This window comes from Paraburkholderia sabiae (assembly GCF_030412785.1).
In the GTDB taxonomy this organism is placed as follows: Bacteria; Pseudomonadota; Gammaproteobacteria; order Burkholderiales; family Burkholderiaceae; genus Paraburkholderia; species Paraburkholderia sabiae.
Window position 1 is genome coordinate 3,213,305 of record NZ_CP125295.1, and the last position, 21,728, is coordinate 3,235,032.

Consider the following 21,728-nt stretch of genomic DNA (forward strand, 5'->3'; position numbering starts at 1 on the left):
CCTGAGCGGAGAACAATCACATGGGCGTTTTTGATTCATGGTTCGAGAAGTCGGCGCGCGGCGTCGCGCAGCGCAGTTCGCGGCGCAGCGCGATGGCGAAGCTCGGCAAGGTGCTGGTCGGCTCGGCGATGCTGCCGCTGCTGCCCGTCGATCGCACCGCCTATGCAGCCGATGCGGCTTCGGCTGCATCGGGCGCATCGGGCGCGGCGGCATCGGGCGCAAGCGACGATCCGATGAGCTGCGATTACTGGAAGTACTGCGCAATCGACGGATGGCTTTGCAGCTGCTGCGGCGGCACGTCGAGCAGCTGTCCGCCGGGCACGACGCCTTCGCCGATCACGTGGATCGGCACCTGCCGCAATCCGCACGACGGCTCCGACTACATCGTCTCGTACAACGACTGCTGCGGCAAAACCTCGTGCGGCAAGTGCTTCTGCAATCGCAACGAACGCGAGAAGCCGCTGTACAAGCTGTCGCTCGACAACGACATCAACTGGTGCATGGCGAACGGCAATTCGAACTATCACTGTTCGGTTTCGGTCCTGCTTGGAGCAGCAAAGCAATGAAAGTGAAATACGCTGGAAAAATAGCGGTTTTCTGCATCGCGGCGGCTGCATCGTTCGCGATGACAGATGCCGCGCAAGCGCAGACGGTGCACTACCCCGCCGGCAAAAGCATGTTCGACGCGCAATGCGCGGTGTGCCACCAGGCAGGCGGCAAGGGTCAGGACGGCCTCGCGCCGCCGCTCACCGAATACCCCGGCAAGTATTCGACGACGTCGCAAGGCCGCGCACAACTCACGTCGACCGTCGTGCACGGCATGTTCGGCGAGATCAAGGTGCACGACAAGAGCTACAACTTCAAGATGCCGAGCTTCGCGAGCGCAAGCGACGAAGACCTGGCTCAAGTGTTGAACTACGTCGTGTTCGATCTCAACGCGCAGCATGGCGACGCGAAACCGTTCACGGCCGCCGACATCAAGGCCGCACGCGCGCAAACGCTGGACAGCGCCGCTGTTCACACGCAGCGCGCCGCCGTCGTGAAGGGACTCGGCCTATGAACGCCGCCCGCGTGTCTCGTGCCGGCCATCGCGTGCACACGCAGCAGCCCGCGCGCGGCGCGCGGGTTGTGACGCAGTGGATCGGCGCAGCACGGCGCGTGTCGATGCTGCTGCTCGCGTGCGCCGCGACATCCGTGACGCCCTCCCCTGCCAATGCACAAAGCGCGCAAAGCACCGCCGATGCATCGCTCGCGCAACAGCATTGGGTACTCAACTGCATGGGCTGCCACACGGCGACGGGCGGCGGCATTCCCGGCAAGGTGCCGCCGCTCGCGAATTCGCTCGGCTACTTCGAGCACCTGCCCGCAGGGCGCGAATACGTGGTGCGCGTGCCGGGCGCATCGAACTCGGCGCTCTCCGATCAGGAACTCGCCGACGTGCTGAACTGGCTCCTCACGACCAAGAACCGCGACGCGCTGCCGACGGACTTCAAGCCTTATACGGCAAGCGAAATCACTCAGCACCGCCGCCCCGCTTTCTCCGATGTCGCGACGGTGCGCGCCGGATTGATCCGCGATCTGCACGAGCGCGGCATCAAGGGCGTCGCGGACCGCTACTGAACATCCCATCAAAGGAAACGAACATGGAGACGAAGAACACCTTCCCGCTGCTCGACGCCACGCAAGCCTTCCTCGCAAAGCCGAAGAGGATGCTGATCGGCGGCGAATGGACGGACGCGACGTCGGGCTGCGCGATCGACGTCGTGAATCCCGCCGACGGCAGCGTGCTCACGCGCGTGCCCGAAGCGAACGAACACGACGTGCAGCAAGCCGTCGCCGCCGCGCGTCGCGCATTCGACGCAGGCCCGTGGCGTTCGATGAAAACCACCGACCGCGAACGCCTGTTGCTCAAGCTCGCCGATCTCGTCGAAGCGAATGCGCGCGAACTCGCGGAAATCGAATCGCTCGATAACGGCAAGCCGGTGATGGTCGCGCAAGGTCTCGACGTATCGATGACCGCGCAGTGCTTCCGCTACATGGCGGGCTGGGCAACGAAGATCGAAGGCAGCGTGATCGATGCAGGCATGCCGTACATGCCCGATAGCGAAGTGTTCAGCTACACGCGCAAGGAGCCTGTCGGCGTGGTCGGCGCGATCATTCCGTGGAATTTCCCGCTGCTGATGGCCGCGTGGAAGCTCGCGCCCGCGCTCGCGACGGGCTGCACCGTCGTGCTGAAACCCGCTGAAGACACGCCGCTTTCCGCGCTGCGCCTGGGTGAACTGATTCGCGAAGCCGGCTATCCGGAAGGCGTCGTCAATATCGTCACGGGCTATGGACACACGGCGGGCGCTGCACTGTCGCGCGATCCGCGCATCGACAAGATCGCGTTCACGGGTTCGACGCAGACGGGCAAGCTGATCGGTCACGCCGCGCTCGACAACATGACACGCATGTCGCTCGAACTGGGCGGCAAGTCGCCCGTGATCGTGCTGCCCGATGTCGATATCGACAAGGCCGCGCAAGGCGTCGCGAATGCAATCTTCTTCAACTCGGGCCAGGTGTGCACGGCGGGCTCGCGCGTTTATATCCACAACCAGGTGTTCGACAAGGTGATCGACGGCGTCGCGCAGATCGCGAAGAGCCTGAAGGTCGGCGCGGGCATGGACCCGTCGACGCTGATCGGCCCGCTCGTGTCCGTGAAACAGCGCGACCGCGTGTGCGGCTATATCGATTCGGGCTTCGCGGAAGGCGCGCGTGCGGCAGCGGGCGGCAAGATGCTCGACAAGCCCGGCTTCTTCGTCGAACCGACCGTGATGGTCGATACGAATCACACGATGCGTGTGGTTCGCGAAGAGATCTTTGGGCCGGTGCTGGTCGCGATGCCCTTTGACGATATCGACACCGCCGTACAACTCGCGAACGACACGCCGTATGGCCTCGGCGCGAGCATTTGGTCGAACGACATGTCCGCTGTTCACAAGCTGATTCCGCGCATCGCGGCGGGCACGGTGTGGGTCAACTGCCATTCGCTGCTCGACAACGCGATGCCGTTCGGCGGCATGAAGCAATCGGGCTTCGGCCGAGAACTGGGTCGTGCTGTGATCGAGCAATACACCGAAAGCAAGTCGGTGATGATCAATTACGCGTAAGCGGTTCGCGCGTTGCGTTGCCGGCGCGCGATGCGTCGGCAACGCAATCGCCCTGCGCGACCGCAACGCAGACACACAAGAGACAAAGGGGAAGAGACATGAATCATCCGACGACGCCGCGCAAGATCGCGGCGGCGGTGGCCGCGCTCGCCGCGACGCTGACAGCGTCCGGCATTGCGCATGCGGAAAGCAGCATCACGCTATACGGCGATGTCGATGCGGGCATCACGTACACGAACAACCAGCAGGTCACGCATGCGGACGGCAGCGTCGGCGGCGGGCACAACTTTCAGTTCACGGGCGGTAATTCCGCGCCTTCGCGTTTCGGCCTGACGGGCAGCGAGGACATCGGCGGCGGCACGTCCGTCACGTTCAAGCTTGAAAACAGCTTCTACACGGGCAGCGGCAGCTTCGTGCAAGGCGGCACGCTGTTCAATCAGAACGCGTGGGTCGGACTCACGAACGAACGCTACGGCACGCTGACCTTCGGCCGCCAGTTCGACTCGTACACCAATGCACTCGCGCCGTATGCGTCGAGCAACACGTGGGCCACGCTGTTCGGCTCGCATATCGGCGACGTCGACAACCTGAATGCCGCGCTCAATCTGAACAACGCAGTGCAATACGTGAGTCCGACGATCGCGGGCTTTTCGGTGAGCGGCACGTACTCGCTCGGCGGCGTGGCAGGCGACTTCTCGCAAAAGCGCGGCTGGGCCGTTGCTGCGAGTTACAACACCGCGCCCTTTTCGTTCGGCATCGGTTATCTCGATCTGAACAATCCGCTCGATGCCGCGCTCGGCGGCGAGCAGGGTTATATCGGCGACTTTGCGTGCTCGAATCCAACCGCGATGTACTGCGAGTTGCAGAATGCCCATTCACTGAAGACGTTCGGCGCAGGCGGTTCGTACACATTCGGCCCGGCGACGATTGGCCTCGTGTATACGCATACGAAGCTCGACGATAGTCAGTACTTCGCGAGCGCAGCATTGCCGCAAGGTGCGGACGTGCGCTTCGATATCGTCGAAGTGAATGCGACGTATGCGTTGTCACCCGCCCTTTCGCTCGGCGCCGCGTATATCTACAACTCGATGAAGACGGACGTTAGCGGTTCGCCGAAGTTTCATCAGGTGAACCTCGGCGCGACGTACAGCCTGTCGAAGCGCACGACGCTTTACGCTGTCGGCATCTTCCAGAAGGCGGCAGGAAGTGGAATCGGCACCGATCCTGTGACGGGGCAGAGTGCGAATTACGCGCAGATTCCCAATCTGCCGAATTCGACTACCGACAAGCAGGTTTCGGCCATTGTCGGTTTGAAGCACAACTTCTGATTGCGTTCCATCTGCGTGCGATTTGCGCGTCTCGCGTCCAAGGCGTGAGACGCGTCTTTTTTTCGAAGTCGAATGCTATTGCAATTGCCCTTGCGGAAGCGGCTGCAAAGCCGTCCATTGAGTCCAGCCGCTCGGCGTTTGCGGGCATGTCACGCGCAACGCTCTTGAACCGTCGCTGAAATAAAGCGACTCGGCAACGCATGTCGTAATGTCGTCGAGTCCGGACGTGCCGACGAAGCCTCGTTCATATGTGAAGGGAAGATTGCCTTCCCGAAGAACATCGAGACATCCTTCGCATTCGCCGACCAGCGCCGCATAGACCGAATTGTTCAGCAAGGTAACGGCCGCTTCGGCATCGAACATATTTTCTCTAAACACTTTTGCTCTCCTTCTTACGCTGCTTCAATGCGTGCCGATGACACGCGTGCTCTAACAGACTCCTTTTCGTCGGTCACACGCGCCCGCTGGCGCGTGCCGTGTAATCGTCGATGAAATCATCGGGTTCGACTGCGCGGCTATACAGAAACCCCTGCATCCGGTCGATTCCGCATTCGCGCAGAAACCTGGCCTGTTCATTTGTTTCGACACCTTCGGCCGTCACGCTGAGTTCCATCGAACGGGCGAGCTTCGCAAGCCCTTCCACGATCGCCGCAGACCGGCTTTCATGCGGCAGCCGACCTTCGCGTCGAGCCTTCTGCGGCTGGTCCGGCAGCTTGTTGATTCATCGCGGGACTCCTGTGCTTAGTCGTCGGTCAGACATGCTGATGCCTGTGTGCAACGTTTAATTCATCGAGGCCGATCGGGCCAGGCATCACAACGCTGCAAATCAGGTAGGTGACACGACGATATGCCGACAGACGGCTTTCAGGAACGCTATTCGTGGGTGAACGCGTTAAGTGACGCTGAACAGTTGTGGGCTGTGGAGGCGGGGCGGTTGGTTTTTCGCTGGCATCCGCGAATTCGTAACGGTGCTTCTTGCGTCGCCCCTGTGCGGGGCGGCACCTACTTTTCTTTGCAGCGGCAAAGAAAAGTAGGCAAAAGAAAGCCGCTTCAAACCTCCGGTGCCTGCCAGAATAACGCCATGGCACACGGTCTTTGAGCGGTCGCGCAGTGACGCAAACACTTCGTAGAAAGCCCGCAGTCAGGCACGCGCGGCGCGAAAGATGACATCCACCTGGGGCACGTTCGGTCGGCTTGTTTGCTTGTTTTTGTGTGTTTGCCGTCGGTCTGATTGCGGCGTTATGTGCTCCAGACTGTGTGTGGGTTTTCAGCCGTGCGCGGTTGACCGCGGGCTTTCTACAGAGTGGGGACGTCGCTGCGCGATAGCTCAACTACGGCATGCTGAAGCGCTATCCTGGCGGGCACCGGAGGTTCAAAAGCGGCTTTCTTTTGCCTACTTTTCTTTGCCGCTGCAAAGAAAAGTAGGTGCCGCCCCGCACAGGGGCAACGCTAATAAACCGAAAGCAAAACGCGGATGCCAGCGCAGTGAAAAGCAAAAGCCGGAATGGCGACTAGCGTCGCAGACAAAAACCCTACTTCATCAACTCATCAAAACTACGCAAAAGCCGCTCAATATCCGCGGCATGAATAGCCCCCATCGTGGAGATCCGAAAGAGCTCCTTGGATAGCCCACCCTGCCCGGCATAAATCACAAACCCACGCGCCTTGAGCGCATCATGCAAGCGCTCATAAGAAACGCCGTCGGGCAAACGATAAGACCGCAGCACGACGGAACACTCAGAAGCCGGCAGCACAGAAAGAATCCCACGCTCAGCAAGCCCAGCCCGAGCCCGCTCGGCGAGAGCAGCATACCGTGCATGCCGCGCCTTCCAGCCACCCTCATCATCAAGCTCGCGCAGCGCCTCAACAAGCGCGTAATACGCATGCACAGAAGGCGTAAACGGCGTATTACGCTGATCCTGCAAACTGGCGAGTCGCACGAGCCCGAGGTAATACGTGCGGCTCGCAGCAACGGCCAGCGCATCGCGCCGCACGATCACAAATGCAGCGCCCGGCACGCCATGCAAACACTTGTTCGCCGTCGCGGCGACCGCCGCAATCGTGCCTTCCGCGAAGTCAATTTCTTCCGCGCCAAAACTGCTCACAGCGTCGACGAGCATCTTCACGCCACGCGCGCTGCAGACTTCAGCAAGCGCCTTCAGGTCGTTCAAACGCCCCGTCGTCGTCTCGTGATGAATCACGGCGACATGCGTGATGGCCTTGTCATCGTCGAGTGCGGTCGCGATGCGCGAGAGATCAGGCGCCCGCATCCATTCGTGCTTCACGATGCCATGAGCAATGCCATACTGCTTAGCGATCTGCGAAATACGCTCACCGTATACGCCGTTTTCGATGATCAGCAGCTTGCCGTTCTCCGGCACCAGCGCCGCGATCATGCTTTCGACGGCCGCCGTGCCCGAGCCCGTCATCAGCACGGCGCTCCATTGCGCAGGGTCGAGGTCGTACAGCTTGACGAGTCGCGAACGTGCTTCGTCCTGCAGATCGAAGAATTCGCTTTCGCGGTGGCACAGGTCCGTTTGCAGCAGGCTATTACGCACGCGCTCCGTCAGCGTGACGGGACCAGGGTTCATCAGCAGCATCAACGTGCTCCTTCGTTCGAGCCAGCCGTGGCGATGTGGCGCATCAGGCGCGTCTTCACATCGGGCGGCGTAATGGTCGGGCGCGGCAGGCCGTCCGGCGTGCCGCGGCGAATCGCAACGCGCACGAAGCGCGGGCCGTCGAGCAACGGCGACGCAAACAGTTCGTCGATCAGGCTCGCGTCGTCGCCTTCGACAGCGGACGCATAGCCACACGCCGACGCAACGCCCGCAAACGACACTTGCGGCGACACCGTCGACTGTCCGCCCGTCGAATCGTGCGCGCCGTTGTCGAGCAGAATGTGGGTGAGGTTCGAAGGACCATACGCGCCGAGCGTCGCGAACACGCCCATGCGCATGAGCGCCGCGCCGTCGCCATCGAGCGCGACCACGTGCAGATCGGACCGCGTCAGCGCAAGACCCAGCGCGAACGGCGTCAGACAGCCCATCGAGCCGACCATATACAACTGGTTCGGACGATCGTCGATTGCATAAAGCTCGCGTCCGCAGAAGCCCGTCGACGCGAGCACCACCGTCGAATTCAACGGCGTATGCGCGATCACGCGTTGCAGCGCTTCGTTGCGCGTCGGCAAGGCATCAGGCGTCTTTCCATGCGACACATCGCGTGCAGCGCGCACTTCGCGCTTCGCAGCGCGGCCTGCGTCCTTCAGTTCATACGGCGCGACGCTGCCCTTCTGCATCACGAGTGCATACGGACGACCCGTCGCATCCATATGCGCGATCGCGCGATCCAGCGCGGGACCGATCGCGTCCGCTTCCGTCGGGAACGTCTCCCACGGAATTTCCATCGTGTCGAGCATCGCGGGCGTGATCGGCCCCATCAACTGATGCTGCGGTTCATCGGCGACACCGGGCTGGCCGCGCCACGTGACGATCAGAAGCTGCGGCAACTGGAACGTCCACGTCAGCGACGTGAGCGGACTCACTGCGTTGCCGAGGCCCGAGTTCTGCATCATCGTCACGCCGCGACGGCCGTTCTGCGCGCCGAGCGTCACGCCGGCGATGAACGCGACGGCATCGCCTTCGTTCGCCGCCGACACGTAGTGCAGCTTCGGATCCTGCAACACGTAGTTGATGAACGGCGTCAGATACGAGCAAGGCACGCCCGCATACCAGTCGAAGCCACGCTCGCGCGCCGCTTCGACAAACTGTGCTGCCTCGATCATTGCGCGCCGCCTCCCGCTGCATCGCCCTTTGCGAGCGGCGTGGCTTCATGCGCGAAGTCGCCTGCACGACGGAAGTCTTCGAGATCGTTCACACCGCGCCAGTGGCCATGCACGTATTGCACTTCGATTTCTTCCCCGGCTTCGAGCAGCGCGTTCAGCAGCGCGGGCATATCGAGCGAATCGAAATCGGGGCGCGCGCGCAGCGTGTTCATCACTGCCTGCAGACGCTCGCGGCCCGCGCCACGCACGTTCAGCAGACCAATCCAGCGGCCTTGCGGCGCTTCGCCCTTCACATCGGCTTCGTTGTTCGACACGCGGCGCAGCAGCACCTTGTTGCCGAACAGGCCGCGATCGTCGCCTGCCGAGCACCACGCGAAATCGCGCACGCTTTGATTTGCCGCGCCCGATTCGTTGACCGTCGTCGAATCGACGACCACGCTGAACGGCGCTTCGCCCTCCACCAGATCGCGCACGATGTAGCTGCGGAACAGCAGATCGCCGTACGAGATCAGCGTGTCGTTCTGCAGGTTGTCGACGGCGCATGCGAGCGACGCCAGTTCGCCCGTCTGCTCGTGACGCTCGTTGACGACGAGCTTGATGCCAGCCGTGTCGATTGCATCTGCGCGATAGCCGCCGACGACCGTGATGTCGTTGACGCCCTGCTTCTTGAACGCATCGACGAGCCAGCGCAGAAGCGGCTTGCCCGCGATGGGCAGCATGACCTTCGGACGATCCGTCGTGACGGCTTCGAGGCCCTTGCCGCGGCTCGCAGCGAGCACGACAGCCGAGCCCGCCACGCGCGACGACGACAGATAGCGCTCTTCCGCTTCCGAGTACTCGTCGGCGTTTTGCAGACGGAAGATTTCGTTGACGGTCGCGATGCGATCTTCGACGTTGACGAGCGTCTGGCTCTCGTAGATTTCCTTGACCACTGCCTGCATCGCCGACGTGGCTGCGCGAATCTGATGATTCGCCCAGATCACGGTGCTGATGCCTGCCTTGCGGAACACTTCCGTCGGCGTGCTGTAGTACTTGGTCGGCACGATCACGAGCGGACCGCGGCCTGCCCATTCGCGCGCGAATTCGAGGATCTCGTCGGGACGCGAGAGCTTGCTGTGAATCAGGATGGCATCGGCGCCTGCCTGGCGATACGCTTCCGCGCGCTTGAGCGCTTCGTCCATACCCCAGCCTGCGATCAGTGCTTCGACGCGCGCGACGATCGAGAAATCTTCATCCGTCTGCGAGTCCTTGCCCGCTTTGATCTTGCCGCAGAACTCGTCGATATCGGCGAGCGGCTGCGCTTCGCCCTTGATGAAGCTGTTCGTCTTCGGGAACACCTTGTCTTCGATGCACACGCCCGCGATGCCGCGCTGTTCCAGCTTGCGCACGAGGCGGCGCACGTTGTTGAAGTTGCCGTAGCCGGTATCGCCGTCGAGCAGGATGGGCAGATCGCTGGCATCGGCCATGAATTCGAGCGTATCGACGACTTGCGTCCAGCTTGCTTCGTTGTTGTCGCGCACGCCGTATTGCGCGGAGATCGCGAGGCCCGAACCCCAGATGCCTTTGAAGCCGGCTTCACGCGCGATGCGCGCGGAGATGCCGTTATGCGCTTCCATCAGGAATTCGAGTTCGTTGCTGATGAGCATCTGGCGCAGGCGTGCGCTGCGCGACAAGGTGGTGACGAAAGAAGGTTCGCGTGCGTTCATTTGTGTTGGCTCCGTTGTCGCTGTCTTATTGCGCTGCGCGCGCGGCGGCGGTTCTAACGAACAAAAATGGCGACTATATCGGAAATGATTTCAACGTGCCTTTGAAAGGGACTCGTTTTGGCAATTGATGGTGTTAGGGTGAAAAATGTGGCTATTTAATGGTTTTTTTTGTCTGCGACGCCAGTTTTCAGTATTTGGTTTTTTGGGGTTTTTTTGAATGCTGGCATCCGCGTTTTCGTGTCGGTCTTTTAGCGTTGCCCCTGTGCGGGGCGGCACCTACTTTTCTTTGCAGCGGCAAAGAAAAGTAGGCAAAAGAAAGCCGCTCTTGAACCTCCGGTGCCTGCCTGGATACCGCTTCGGCATGCCGCCGTTGAGCTATCGCGCAGCGACCTCCGCACTCTGTAGAACGCCCGCAGTCAACCGCGCACGGCGCGAAAGCCCCACACACAATCTCGAGCACATACCGCCGCAATCAATCCGACGGCAACACACAAAAACAAATCGACCGAATGTGCCCCAAGCGAATGTCATCTTTCGCGCCGCGCGCGGTTGACTACGGGCGGTCTACGGAGTGTTTGCGTCGCTACGCTACAGCTCAAAGGACATGTGCTGTAGCGTTATCCTGGCAGGCACTGGAGGTTCAAAAGCGGCTTTCTTTGGTTACTTTCTTTGCCGCGGCAAAGAAAGTAACTGCCGCCCCGCACAGGGGCAACGCTAATAGACCAACGACACAAAGCGGATGCCAGCGACACAAAGCGGATGCCAGCGAAAACCCAAAAATCAAAACCCAAAAAGGCAGAGCCGCGCCACAAGCCAAACCCTCATACAAATAAATGAAAGGGTCAGTTAGGGGTTTCCCCGCCTTATGCGCAAACGGTAGCGCGCCGTAAACGCACTTGGCAGTGCCACAAGCACCGCTGCAACAAAACCCGCTGAAAGCAAATCCAAACCATGACACTGAACAAAAAACTCGCCTCGATGATCGCGATCCTCTGGATCGGCCTCGTCCTCATCGGTGCGTTCGGCGCGTGGCAAAGCCGCTCGTCGATGATCGCCGACCGCCGCGATCAGCTGACCACACTCGTCGAGCAGGCCCATTCGATCGCCAACCGCTACTACACGCTGTCGCAAGAACACGTGATGAGCGAAGCCGATGCCAAAAAGCAGGCGCTCGACACGATCGCCGCAATCCGCTACGGCACTGACGGCTATTTCTCCGTCAACGACTCGCAGCCAGTCATGCTGATGCATCCGTTCAAACAGGCGCTCGTCGGCAAGAACCTGTCCGGCTTCACGGACCCGGCGGGCAATCATCTGTTCGTCGATATCGTCAATGCCGCAGCTCAAGGCAAAGGCGGCTTCGTCGATTACCTGTGGTCGAAGCCGGGCAGCGACACGCCCGTTCCCAAGACCAGCTACGCAATGCGCTTCGCGCCGTGGGACTGGGTGCTCGTCACGGGCATGTACATGGACGACGTGCAGAAAGCGTTCTACACCCATCTGCTGAGCTGGCTCGCGATCACCTTCGTGCTCGGCGCCATCGCGACCGTCGTGATGGTGCTCGTGTTGCGCAGCATAAAGAGCACGCTCGGTGGCGATCTGGAAGTGGCCGTCGAAGCGACGCAACGCATTGCGCGCGGCGATCTCGCAACGCCCGTGCCGCTCGCGAACAACGACCGCGGCAGTCTGCTGCACGCGCTGCACACAATGCAGAAGGGTCTCGTCGAAACCGTGTCGCGCGTGCGCACCGGCACCGAGAACATCAACGTCGGCGCGAGCGAAATCGCCGCAGGCAACACGGATCTCTCGCAGCGCACGGAAGAACAGGCGGCCGCACTCGTGCAAACGGCGTCGAGCATGGACGAGATGACGTCGAACGTGAAGCAGAACGCCGATAGCGCGGCGACGGCAGCCGGCCTCGCCAGCGAAGCCGCCGATATCGCGAAGCGCGGCAGCCGCGTCGTCGACGACGTGGTCCGCACGATGGGCGACATCACGAATAGTTCGAAGCAGATCGGCGACATCATCGGCGTGATCGACGGCATCGCGTTCCAGACCAACATCCTCGCGCTCAACGCGGCCGTCGAAGCGGCCCGCGCGGGCGAACAGGGCCGCGGCTTCGCGGTCGTCGCGGCGGAAGTGCGCAGCCTCGCGCAACGCTCGGCGACGGCGGCCAAAGAGATCAAGGCGCTGATCGAAACGTCGACGGGCAGCGTCGAGGAAGGCGCATCGCTCGTCGCGAACGCGGGCTCGACGATGGGCGAGATCGTCGCGTCGGTGCGCCGCGTGAACGAGATTCTCGAGGAAATCAGCCATGCATCGCGCGAACAGAGCGCGGGCATCGAGCAGGTGAACCGCGCTGTCGGCGAGATGGATCAGGTGACCCAGCAGAACGCCGCGCTCGTCGAACAGGCCGCCGCCGCCGCGCATTCGCTGAAGGATCAGGTCGGCGTGTTGCGCGAAGCGATTTCGAGCTTCTCGCTGCCCGCCTGATCGGGCTGTGCTCTCACCGCAATAACCGAAAAAGAAGGCGCCCCACAGAGGGCGCCTCTTCAACACGCCGCGTCGGAGACGACGCATAGGTTGAACGGGCGACCACGCGCCCGTTTTCAAAACCGCCCCGCTTTCGCCGCGTAGACGCCTCTCCGGCGTCGCCCCGCACGCAAAAACCTTCCGCGAAGCTCGCGTCGAGATTACGTTCTTATTACAATCCGTCTACACTCACTGTGGACCGGTTGTCAGAACGGCCGGCTTCGCCCTCATGCTCCGCAAGAAAAACCACGATCCGTACGCGCCCGTCGCGAAGAATCCCGTCCTCGTCGCGCGCCTGCCGATGTGGCGTTCGAAGCTGATCGTGATCCTCGTGTTCGCGGCGTTCGCTTCGCTGGTCGGCCGCGCGTTCTGGGTGCAGGTCGTCAATCAGGACTTCTACGTCGAACAGGGGCAAAAGCGCTACCAGCGCACCATCGAACTCGACGCGACGCGCGGGCGCATCGTCGACCGTCATGGCGCGATGCTCGCCGTGAGTCTCGCGACGTACGAAATCTGGGCGTCGCCGAAACTGCTCGACGAAGCCGCCTATCCGCCGCTCGCGAAGCTGCTCGACATGCCGCTCGCCGACTTCAGGCATCGTGTTTCGGGCGACAAGAGCTTCGTGCTGCTCAAGCGCCAGGTCGACGCGGACACGGCCGCGCATATCGACAAGCTCAATCTCGCGGGCATCACGCGCATCGCGGATTCGAAGCGCTTTTATCCCGAGGGTGAATCGGCGGCGCACGTGGTCGGCTTCACCGATATCGAGGACAACGGTCAGGAAGGCATCGAGCTGGCCGCGAATGAAATGCTGTCCGGCGAACCCGGCGAGCGTGAAGTGATCCGTGATCGCCTAGGCCGCGTGGTGTCGGACACGCGCCCGCTCACGCCCGCGCAAAACGGTGCGACCGTTCATCTGACGATCGACCGCCGCATCCAGCAACTCGCCTATGCGCAGCTGAAGGCGGCCGTCGCGAAGCACAGCGCGCAAGCGGGCAGCGTCGTCGTGCTCGATGCGCACAACGGCGAGATTCTCGCGCTCGCGAACTATCCGAGCTTCGATCCGAACGACCGCTCGCGGCTCACCGGTCGGCAACTGCGCAACCGCGCCGTCGTCGATACATTCGAGCCGGGTTCGACGATCAAGCCGCTCGTGGTCGCGCTGTCGCTCGATCGCGGGCTCGTGCGGCCCGGCACGATGATCGACACGGCGCCCGGCTGGTACAAGATCGGCCCCGCCGTGATCCACGACACGTCGAACCACGGACGCATGACGATCGCCGAAGCCTTGCAGAAGTCGAGCAACATCGCACTCGCCAAGCTCGCGCTGAACCTGCCCGCCGAAACCATCTGGAACAAGTACCAGGAATACGGACTGGGGCGCGCGCCGGAGCTGACGTTCCCGGGTGTCGCCGCGGGCCGCGTGCGTCCGTTCGCGCGCTGGCGTCCCATCGAGCAGGCGACGATGGCATATGGCTACGGCCTGTCAGCATCGCTGTTGCAGATCGCGCAGGTGTACACGGCCTACGCGGGCGACGGCACGCTGCATCCCGCTTCGTTGCTGATCGACCCGACGCGCGCATCGTCCGAGGGCCAGCGCGTCACGACGCCCGCGACGGCGGCCGCAATCCGCTCGATGCTCGAAATGGCGACCAGCGAAGGCGGCACGGGACGCGCGGCGAATATCGACGGTTATCGGATCGGCGGCAAGACGGGGACGGCGCGCAAACAGGTCGGCGCGTCGTACGCGAAGGGGCGCTACCGGTCGCTGTTCGTCGGCATGGCGCCGATGAGCAATCCGCGGCTCGTTGTCGCCGTGATGATCGACGATCCCGCAGGTCGCGCGTTTTATGGCGGCACGGTCGCAGGGCCGGTGTTCAGCGCAGTCACAGGCGGTTCGCTGCAACTGCTCGGCGTGCCGCCCGATGCGCCGGTGAAAGCGCCTGCTTCGGAAGTGACGCATGCGCCCGATGTCTAATGCGTCGCGCGCGGCGCTGGGTGCCTAGACGCCGCTTTTAGCGAGTGCCCGCAGGTCGCGCGACACGTCGTCCATCACCGGCTGCCATTCGCCGAACTGCTGCTGCCGGTACAGCGTGGCCGTCGGATACCACGGGCTGTCGCGCCGGTCCGTCATCCACGTCCAGTACGGATTCACGTCGAGCAGCACCCACGTGCGCTGACCGAGCGCGCCCGCAAGGTGCGCCGCCGACGTGCACACCGTGATCACCAGATCGAGTTCGCTGACGAACGCCGCCGTATCGTCGAAGCTATGCCACTCGTGCGTGAAATCGGCGATCGAAAAACCGGCCGTGCGCGCCGCGTCGATATCGTCCGTTGCGCCCGGCTGCAGCGAATAGAACGCGACGCCGTCGATATCGCGAAACGCCTGCGCATAACGCTCCCAGCCGACGCGCCGGAAGCGGTTGCGTCCGTGATTCAGGCTGCCCGTCCACGCGAGCCCGACCTTCAGACGCTTCTCGCCGGCAAGACGCGCCCGCCATGCCGCACGCGCGTCCGCGTCGGCGCGCAGATACGGCACCGCTTGCGGGATCGATTCGACGCGCGTATCGAGCATCAACGGCGCGCTCACGAGCGGTAATTCGAAATCGAACGCAGGCAATGCTTCGATATCGCGCGTGACGGAATAGGCGTCGACGTGTTCGCCGAAACTGCGCGGCAGCAGCGCCCCCATCTGCGCAAACGAATTCCACACGATCCGCCCGCCTTCGCGATGCACGCGCTGCGCGAGAAGCGGAATGAAGCGGCAAAACTGCAGCACGTCGCCCATGCCCTGTTCGCCCCAGACCAGCAAGGTCTTGCCCGCGAGCGATTCGCCGCGCCATTGCGGCCTGTCGAACGGCGGACGCCCTTCCGTCAGCATGCTCGCCGGATCATTCCAGCGTGCTTCGTGCGCGGCCCAGCCCTGCGCGTATTCGCCGCGCAGCAGATGCAGCACGCCGAGCCCCGTGCGCAGCGATGCGTTGTCAGGCGCGAGCGCACAGGCCTTTGTTGCGTGAATCAGCGCATCGTCCCAGCGCCGCGACTCCTTGAGCGCCTGCGCGAGATTGCCATGCGCGAGCGCACTCTGAGGATCGATCTCGACCGCGCGCGCCGCCGCCGCAAGCGATCCATCGAGATCGAAGCACGCGCGCCGCGCGCTCATCAGGTTGAGCCACAGCGCGAAGTCCGACGGGTCCGCCGCGACGGCCGCTTCGAGCAACCGGCGCTCTTCATCGGGATCGCCGCCCGTGCGGTTCAGCGCGATCGCGAGGTTCTTGCGCAACTGCGGAAACGTGGGATCGATAGCGAGCGCGCTGCGGTAGGAAGCGATGGCATCGCGATGACGGTTGGCCATCTGCAATGCATAGCCGAGACGCACATTGGCTGCTGCGCTATGCGGTTCGAGTTGCGCGACCGTTTCGACCAGCGACACCGCTTGCTCGACCTGCTGCTGTTCGAGCAGATCGAGCATCAGCCGGTCGATCGACGCGTTATCCAGTGGATGCAGATGCGTCGCCGCTTCGAGCCACAGCGAATGCGCGCGCGCATCGCCGCACGCTTGCGCAGCGACGGCCCGGCGAAGAAAGGTCAGTAGCGGAGCGAAAGTGGGCAGCATGATGGCGAATCAGGAGTTAGTGGCGCATTGCATCGGCGCACGAATCTCGCACCGTGTTCGCCATTGTGTGGCGAGCGATCCGGCCCCTCGTAAATTATCGTCAAGTTCTGCGCGTGGCGCGCTCGCGCCCATTTTGCGCGCGACACGCATGCGTGTTGAATTTGCCCCTCGTTTCAAGCGATCTGCACCTAAAGTCGCCCGCCGCCACGCCGATATTCCAGCAGAGGCAATTGCCTCGCTCGTTGCTCCAGCGTTCACGTAGTCAGTCTCGCCTTGTGCGTCGACCTCGCGAGTCCGCTTCACGCACATCACCGATTGACACGCCGGCGCGGTCCGCATGACCGCGCCGCATGAACCGGCGACGCCGGAAAGGAACACTGCGATGGGCAGCCAGCGCACGACATCGATTACGGCACGCGTCACGACCCTGACGCTTGTCTGTGCACTGGCGGCAGCGCTCGCCGCATGCGGGGGCGGAGGCGGCAGCACGCCCTCCTCGAACGCGGCGAAAAGCACGCCTACCTCGAGCGGCGTGCCCGTCGTCGCCGCCGACGGCAAACTGCACGCTGCCTGCCAGGGCTGCTCGGCCACAGACGATTCGACCTATGCGGGCAGCGGCGCAGGCATCTGGCAGGCGATCAACGCGAATGCGTCGGCTATCGACGTGCCCGTCAGCATCAAGGGCCTCTCCGGGCAGAACGTGACGCTCGTTTTCACGAACGAAAGCGCGAGCACGCAAGCCATGTCCTCGATCTCGCTGAGCGCGAACATGTCGGCGTCGATCATGCGCGCGCAGTCGCAAGCGGCAGCGACATCCTCGACGACCGGCAGCGAAAGCCCCACGCTCGCCGCGATCCGCGATTTCAACTACCGCGGCTGGACCTCGCTCGCGACGGACCCGCAGACCACGGCAACGGCGCGCTATTCCACGAACGGCACGACGGCCAGCGCGCTCTACAGCGTCGCCACCTGGCAGATCGGCGACACGCGCACGTTCTATTACGTCGACCACTCGCTGCGCACGACGACGCTCGCGCAAACGGCCACCACGTCCGACGGCACCACCGTGAATCTGTGGGTCGAATCGGGCGAACTCGGCGCGTCGAAGATCTCGCCGCAAATCATCAGTTCGCTGATCACGCAATACGCGCAGGCGGGCGGCATCTACGACATGCTGGTGCGCGTCGGCGGCAAGCTGTATGGACCGAATAGCCAGTCGAGCCTGATCGACGGCACGCATCAGCCGATCGATCTCGTCGTGATGAACTTCGACAACAACGGTCAGCCCTATGGCCTGCTCGGCTATTTCTACGGGCTCAACAACTTCAAGAAAGGCGCGGGCGACCTCGCGTACAGCAACGAGTCGATCTCGCTGTATCTCGACTCCGAAACGCTCTACCTGGGCGGCACGTACGGCATGAACCAGATGCTGACGACGATGGCGCACGAAAGCATGCACATGCAGAACTTCTATCGCCGCCCGGTGCTGATGGGTTCGCAATACGCGTTCGAGCCGTGGCTCGAAGAAATGACGGCGATGATGATGGAAGACTGGGCGAGCAGCGAGATCGTGCCCGGCTACAACGCGATCCGCGACGCACGCTTCGTCACGTACATGACGTATGCGGGCCACGGCAGCTACAACTGCGGCCTGACGACGTGGACGCCATACGGAACCGATTGCGAGAGCTATGCGGTGAATGGCTCTTTCGGCGGCTTTCTGAATCGTCAGCTCGGACTGTCGTTCTATCAGTCGCTGCTGAACAACAAGAATCACACGGCGTCGCTCGATATTCTCAACGAAGTCATCGGTAACGCGCGGGCCAGCGCAACCGTGCCGTCAATGCTGCGCGATTTTGCAGCGGCGGCGAGCGGTCTGATTCCGTTGGCGTCGAACGTCACGGGCTTCACGTTTCCGGCGCGCAGCGAGAGCGGCTTCGCGTTGCCCGCCATCGATCCGACTTCGCTCTACAACGGCGCGACGCGCTATTTGCCGACCTCCGTGCCGTCGACGCTCGCCGTGCTCGGCACGTTCCCGGTCGTGCGCTCGCATGTCAGCGGCACGTATGGCGAAACGGTGCACGTGCCGGTGGGAACGACGCTTTCCGTCGTGGTCGACTGATGTGTGTCGCGCAAGTGTGATTCAATGAATCGAACTCTTTGCCAAAGCTACCCGTGACCTTCAAACGAAACCTCGCGCTGGCCGCACTCGCGCTGATGCACGCGGCCTGCGCCGCGACGCTGCACAGCGGCGAATCCGTCGATCTGTCGGGGCGGTTCGCGCTACGCGGCAACGAGCCGTTCATCGTTCCCGTCGTCTACGATGCGCGCGGCGTGTTCGAACTCCAGGGCGTGACGCGCGAGCAGGCGCTGTCGCTGCAAAACCAGCAGGTGAACGTGCATGGCACGGTTACGCGGGCGGAGATGAACGGTGCGCAGTTGCCTGCCGTGCATGTGGAATCGCTGAAAACGATCGCGCCCGTCAAGGCAGCGCCCACGCAATGACGTTGGCCCAGTGACGTTGGCCCTTAAGTCTCTTAAGTCTCGTTTAATTCTTTGCTGTAACCATGCGACTCGACATCCCCTGTCGACCAGAGTTGGCGCTTTAGCGCCTTACTCTGGTCCCATGCAAAGCTGTCGACCAGAGTTGGCGCTTTAGCGCCTTACTCTGGTCCCATGCAAAGCTGTCGACCAGAGTTGGCGCTTTAGCGCCTCACTCTGGTCTCATGCAAAGCTGTTGAGCCGCCTGAACATCGGCGGCATTTTTTTATCCGCCGCGGGATGAATCGTTTTCACCGTTGCATCGCTCGCTTGCAGTAAAGGAGACACACGATGGTCGAAGACACGGTGTTGGACCACCTGCGCGCACTGCACGGCGCGCAAACACTCGCCATTCACAGCTGCACCGTTTCACCGCCGATACAGCATCCGTGGGGACGCTCGTACCGGCTCGTCGAATGGACCTTCAGACACGACGTTGAATCCTTCCGGCGCGTCGTGCCTGCCGAGAGCACGCCTCGTCAAATTGCCGAGGCCGTGATGTCGCACGTGCCGGGGCGGCGCTTCTGCCAGCCTGGCGGATAGACTGCGCGCCGCACAGCGCAAGCCGTTCGATACGCGCGCCGCGGGCGCTGGATGCCTGGTTGCCGTTCTTCATCACGCATTCCTCCACGCAGACATCGCCGGCCGCACTTCGGCGGGCGGAAACACATTCCATGATCCGTCGTCGTGACGGAAGAAGAAGATCGACAGCAGCCCGTTGGGATGCGCCGCCTCCACGCACACGCAGCGCCGATGCATCTGCGTACGGCAGAAGCGCACCACGCGCGCGGGCATCGCCGGTGTCGGCGCGAGCCATTTGTCGACAGCCCAGTGCAGGGTTTTTCCGGTCGGGCTCATGGTGATCTCCTTCGCGTTCCTGATTGCATTTACGGCATTCGACGCTTCGAACTTCAATCGTCAGTATTCAAATCTGCTGCTCATGCTGCCGCTGCTCATGCTGCCGCTGCTCATGCTGCCGCTGCTCATGCTGCCGCTGCTCATGCTGCCGCTGCTCATGCTGCCGCTGCTCATGCTGCGCTAACAACGGCACGACCTGTTTTCATCCGGTTGCCGACAAAAGCGCTGATGAGGCACAGCACTGCATGCACGCCCGTACGCGGATGCGTGAGGCATGCATGAACCTGTTCGCTGCGGCTTTCGCCGAGCAGGCACCATGCGCAGAAGTGCTCGCAGTTGTTCGTCAGCAGGCGATAGCGGTTTTCGCCGAGGCGCGAGCGGGCGCGCAGCACGGTTTCTTCACCGGAATACTTCGGGAACGGATGCGGACGTACGGAGACGGCGTGACCGTCGGCGAATGCTTCGAGCGCCACTTCTTCGACGGGGCCGCGATGTGCGGACTTGGCGAAACCTGCGTAGTGAATGACCTTGCCGCCGCCGACATAAATGCCGTGATGTTCGTAGCCGCGGCGTTGCGTGATCAGATGGGCACCGAGGACGGGTTCGTCGCTGGAACCGTCGAGCGCGACATCGGCCGATGCATAAGCAGCCGCGCGGTTTGCACCTTGTTCATTGCCTGATTGTTGGAGGTTGCGGTTCATGGCTTTGCCCGGTATCCGATTCAAAAGGCCAACACTGTTGCAGGCTCTTTTGCATCATCCGGACCAGGCGACATAAACCTATGATTTACCTAAGTATTTGACCATTCATAGGCACTTCGAGACGGCTTGGTGTAGGGATGTGACCAACAGAATTTCGAGCGATTGTGTTGCGCACACACCATCACATCCGGCTCGCTGCCCACGCAGCGCGCGAGTGAAGAATGTGTTGGCTATCCCATCGCTTGCCGCGATGCGCTGTTGGAAGGCTGCCAACGCCTTGCGCCTCTCGCGCGTGACGCGCGCGCGTGCGTGCTTCCGCTATCGCAAGCCCAGCAAGCGACGGCGAGAAAGTACGTGCGCCAGCCGGAAATTGGCACAACCCTTGCAACTTAAGTCGCAACTTCCTTTTGAATTGCGGCCGCATGACGGGCGGCCAACCGGAGACACCTCATGGCATCCATCACCATCAGCGATATTCCTCACAACCTCGCGCTCGATCGCAAGGCCATGTCCGCGATCAGCGGCGGCGGGGGCGCGCCCTGGGTTTTCGGCTGGATCACGCCGTATGTTCACGACACGCCGAGCGTCGGACCTGTCGTGAACCTGTACGACGTCACGAACAACTTCTATGCTAACCAGATGATCAACCAGTTCCAGACGGTTGACGTTCGCAACACCGGCAACAACTCGAGCATCAATGTATCTCCAGACGAACGCAGTACGAACCGGGCTTAGATGCCGTGACCTGTTCCAGTCAATTCCGGTGGGCGTCGGCGGCGCGCTCCGACACGGGACGCGTGCGCGAGATCAACGAGGACGCGTGCCTCGACCAGCCTCAGCAGGGCCGATGGGCCGTGGCTGACGGCATGGGCGGGCACGATGTCGGCGATCTCGCGAGCCAGCTCGTAATCGAGACGCTCGGCCAGTTGCCGGAACAGGCAGGCATCAAGCATTGCATCGCCGAGGCGCGCACGCGCCTGCAAAACGCCAACCGTCAATTGCGTGAAGAAGCGGCCCGCAGACAGGTTCAACGCATCGGCACGACAGTCGTCGTGCTGCTCGCGTGCGATCGCTTCTGCGGCTATCTGTGGGCCGGCGACAGCCGCATTTATCTGCTGCGGCAAGGGCAATTGCGGCAGCTCACGCGCGATCACAGCCAGGTGGAAGAACTGCGGCAGTCGGGCTATCTGACCGAAGAAGAAGCGCGCAATCATCCCGCGCACAACATCATCACGCGCGCCGTCGGCGCGACGGATCATCTCGATCTCGACGAAGACGCGATCGAAGTCGCGGACGGCGACGTTTTTCTGCTATGCAGCGACGGCTTGAGCAATGAAGTGACGGACGCAGAAATTCAGCAGACGCTAGCAAGCGTCGATTGTCTTCATGCACCCGATGAACTTGTCGATATCGCGCTCGCACGCGGCGGCCGCGACAACATCACGGCCGTCGTCGTGCAGGCGGAAGACCCGCAAGCGTCCGACAGAACGCTGCTCAACCCGGCGCCATAAGG

At 62.4% G+C, this 21,728-nt stretch carries 21 protein-coding genes; 13 read left to right on the forward strand and 8 right to left on the reverse strand.

All coding sequences use genetic code 11. The annotated features are described in order from the left end of the window. Positions 1 to 20: 20 nt before the first annotated feature. From QEN71_RS14410 to QEN71_RS14430, 5 genes are all read left to right on the forward strand, one after another. Positions 21 to 566 (forward strand): methylamine dehydrogenase light chain, encoded by a 546-nt coding sequence (locus QEN71_RS14410; RefSeq protein ID WP_028369511.1) that lies wholly within the window; start codon positions 21 to 23, stop codon positions 564 to 566. Next, positions 563 to 1,060, forward strand: coding sequence for a c-type cytochrome (locus QEN71_RS14415; RefSeq protein ID WP_201651101.1), 498 nt, complete (start codon positions 563 to 565; stop codon positions 1,058 to 1,060). The genes QEN71_RS14410 and QEN71_RS14415 overlap by 4 nt, the downstream gene beginning before the upstream one ends. After that, positions 1,057 to 1,620 (forward strand): c-type cytochrome, encoded by a 564-nt coding sequence (locus tag QEN71_RS14420; protein ID WP_201651102.1) that lies wholly within the window; start codon positions 1,057 to 1,059, stop codon positions 1,618 to 1,620. Before QEN71_RS14415 ends, QEN71_RS14420 begins: the two co-directional genes overlap by 4 nt. A 23-nt stretch (positions 1,621 to 1,643) precedes the next feature. Then, a complete protein-coding gene (locus tag QEN71_RS14425) occupies positions 1,644 to 3,149 on the forward strand; it encodes an aldehyde dehydrogenase family protein (protein WP_201651103.1) in 1,506 nt (501 codons plus the stop codon). Positions 3,150 to 3,247: 98 nt separating this feature from the next. Then, positions 3,248 to 4,477 (forward strand): porin, encoded by a 1,230-nt coding sequence (locus tag QEN71_RS14430; protein ID WP_201651104.1) that lies wholly within the window; start codon positions 3,248 to 3,250, stop codon positions 4,475 to 4,477. Between the two features lie 75 nt (positions 4,478 to 4,552). On the opposite strand, the gene QEN71_RS14435 is transcribed toward QEN71_RS14430, so the two are convergent. The 5 genes from QEN71_RS14435 to aepX all read right to left on the reverse strand — a co-directional run bounded on the left by QEN71_RS14435 (position 4,553) and on the right by aepX (position 9,967). After that, entirely contained in the window at positions 4,553 to 4,855 is a 303-nt protein-coding gene (locus tag QEN71_RS14435; RefSeq protein WP_233471821.1) for a hypothetical protein, read from the reverse strand. 73 nt (positions 4,856 to 4,928) lie between these two features. Beyond that, positions 4,929 to 5,120, reverse strand: coding sequence for an EAL domain-containing protein (locus QEN71_RS14440; RefSeq protein ID WP_233471822.1), 192 nt, complete (start codon positions 5,118 to 5,120; stop codon positions 4,929 to 4,931). Between the two features lie 889 nt (positions 5,121 to 6,009). Beyond that, the gene (locus tag QEN71_RS14445) at positions 6,010 to 7,077 is read right to left on the reverse strand and encodes a 2-aminoethylphosphonate aminotransferase (protein WP_201651105.1); all 1,068 of its coding nucleotides are present in this window, start codon (positions 7,075 to 7,077) and stop codon (positions 6,010 to 6,012) included. Then, positions 7,077 to 8,261: a phosphonopyruvate decarboxylase gene (gene aepY, locus QEN71_RS14450; RefSeq protein ID WP_201651106.1), complete on the reverse strand. Its 1,185-nt coding sequence runs from the start codon at positions 8,259 to 8,261 to the stop codon at positions 7,077 to 7,079. The genes QEN71_RS14445 and aepY overlap by 1 nt, the downstream gene beginning before the upstream one ends. Continuing rightward, positions 8,258 to 9,967 carry a phosphoenolpyruvate mutase gene (aepX, locus tag QEN71_RS14455; protein ID WP_201651107.1) on the reverse strand — a complete coding sequence of 570 codons (1,710 nt, stop codon included), beginning with the start codon at positions 9,965 to 9,967 and terminating at the stop codon, positions 8,258 to 8,260. The genes aepY and aepX overlap by 4 nt, the downstream gene beginning before the upstream one ends. 951 nt (positions 9,968 to 10,918) lie before the next feature. On the opposite strand from aepX, the gene QEN71_RS14460 reads away from it, so the two are divergent. Together QEN71_RS14460 and QEN71_RS14465 are read left to right on the forward strand one after the other, a co-directional pair. Further along, positions 10,919 to 12,460 (forward strand): methyl-accepting chemotaxis protein, encoded by a 1,542-nt coding sequence (locus QEN71_RS14460; RefSeq protein ID WP_201651108.1) that lies wholly within the window; start codon positions 10,919 to 10,921, stop codon positions 12,458 to 12,460. Between the two features lie 268 nt (positions 12,461 to 12,728). After that, the gene (locus tag QEN71_RS14465; protein WP_201651109.1) at positions 12,729 to 14,477 is read left to right on the forward strand and encodes a peptidoglycan D,D-transpeptidase FtsI family protein; all 1,749 of its coding nucleotides are present in this window, start codon (positions 12,729 to 12,731) and stop codon (positions 14,475 to 14,477) included. Positions 14,478 to 14,501: 24 nt separating this feature from the next. Here the strand turns inward: QEN71_RS14465 and QEN71_RS14470 are convergent, their stop codons facing one another. Then, on the reverse strand, positions 14,502 to 16,115 hold the full coding sequence (locus QEN71_RS14470) for a tetratricopeptide repeat protein (protein ID WP_201651110.1): 1,614 nt from the start codon (positions 16,113 to 16,115) through the stop codon (positions 14,502 to 14,504). Positions 16,116 to 16,452: 337 nt separating this feature from the next. Here QEN71_RS14470 and QEN71_RS14475 point away from each other — a divergent pair, with 337 nt between their 5' ends. The 3 genes from QEN71_RS14475 (at position 16,453) to QEN71_RS14485 (ending at position 19,199) form a co-directional block, all read left to right on the forward strand. After that, positions 16,453 to 18,237 carry a M30 family zinc metallopeptidase gene (locus QEN71_RS14475; protein ID WP_233471823.1) on the forward strand — a complete coding sequence of 595 codons (1,785 nt, stop codon included), beginning with the start codon at positions 16,453 to 16,455 and terminating at the stop codon, positions 18,235 to 18,237. A gap of 53 nt (positions 18,238 to 18,290) precedes the next feature. After that, entirely contained in the window at positions 18,291 to 18,620 is a 330-nt protein-coding gene (locus QEN71_RS14480) for a hypothetical protein (RefSeq protein ID WP_201651111.1), read from the forward strand. 327 nt (positions 18,621 to 18,947) lie between these two features. Beyond that, positions 18,948 to 19,199: a DUF2866 domain-containing protein gene (locus QEN71_RS14485; protein WP_201651112.1), complete on the forward strand. Its 252-nt coding sequence runs from the start codon at positions 18,948 to 18,950 to the stop codon at positions 19,197 to 19,199. Positions 19,200 to 19,271: 72 nt separating this feature from the next. Here the strand turns inward: QEN71_RS14485 and QEN71_RS14490 are convergent, their stop codons facing one another. Then, positions 19,272 to 19,514 carry a hypothetical protein gene (locus QEN71_RS14490; RefSeq protein ID WP_201651113.1) on the reverse strand — a complete coding sequence of 81 codons (243 nt, stop codon included), beginning with the start codon at positions 19,512 to 19,514 and terminating at the stop codon, positions 19,272 to 19,274. Between QEN71_RS14490 and QEN71_RS14495 the strand changes: the two genes are divergently transcribed. Further along, the gene (locus tag QEN71_RS14495) at positions 19,513 to 19,698 is read left to right on the forward strand and encodes a hypothetical protein (RefSeq protein WP_201651114.1); all 186 of its coding nucleotides are present in this window, start codon (positions 19,513 to 19,515) and stop codon (positions 19,696 to 19,698) included. The two genes, QEN71_RS14490 and QEN71_RS14495, sit on opposite strands and share 2 nt — an antisense overlap. Here the strand turns inward: QEN71_RS14495 and QEN71_RS14500 are convergent. Further along, positions 19,685 to 20,215 carry a lecithin retinol acyltransferase family protein gene (locus QEN71_RS14500; protein ID WP_201651115.1) on the reverse strand — a complete coding sequence of 177 codons (531 nt, stop codon included), beginning with the start codon at positions 20,213 to 20,215 and terminating at the stop codon, positions 19,685 to 19,687. The two genes, QEN71_RS14495 and QEN71_RS14500, sit on opposite strands and share 14 nt — an antisense overlap. 450 nt (positions 20,216 to 20,665) lie before the next feature. Here QEN71_RS14500 and QEN71_RS14505 point away from each other — a divergent pair, with 450 nt between their 5' ends. Further along, positions 20,666 to 20,950: a hypothetical protein gene (locus tag QEN71_RS14505; RefSeq protein WP_201651116.1), complete on the forward strand. Its 285-nt coding sequence runs from the start codon at positions 20,666 to 20,668 to the stop codon at positions 20,948 to 20,950. Between the two features lie 5 nt (positions 20,951 to 20,955). Next, positions 20,956 to 21,726 (forward strand): PP2C family protein-serine/threonine phosphatase, encoded by a 771-nt coding sequence (locus tag QEN71_RS14510; protein ID WP_201651117.1) that lies wholly within the window; start codon positions 20,956 to 20,958, stop codon positions 21,724 to 21,726. Positions 21,727 to 21,728 lie beyond the last annotated feature (2 nt).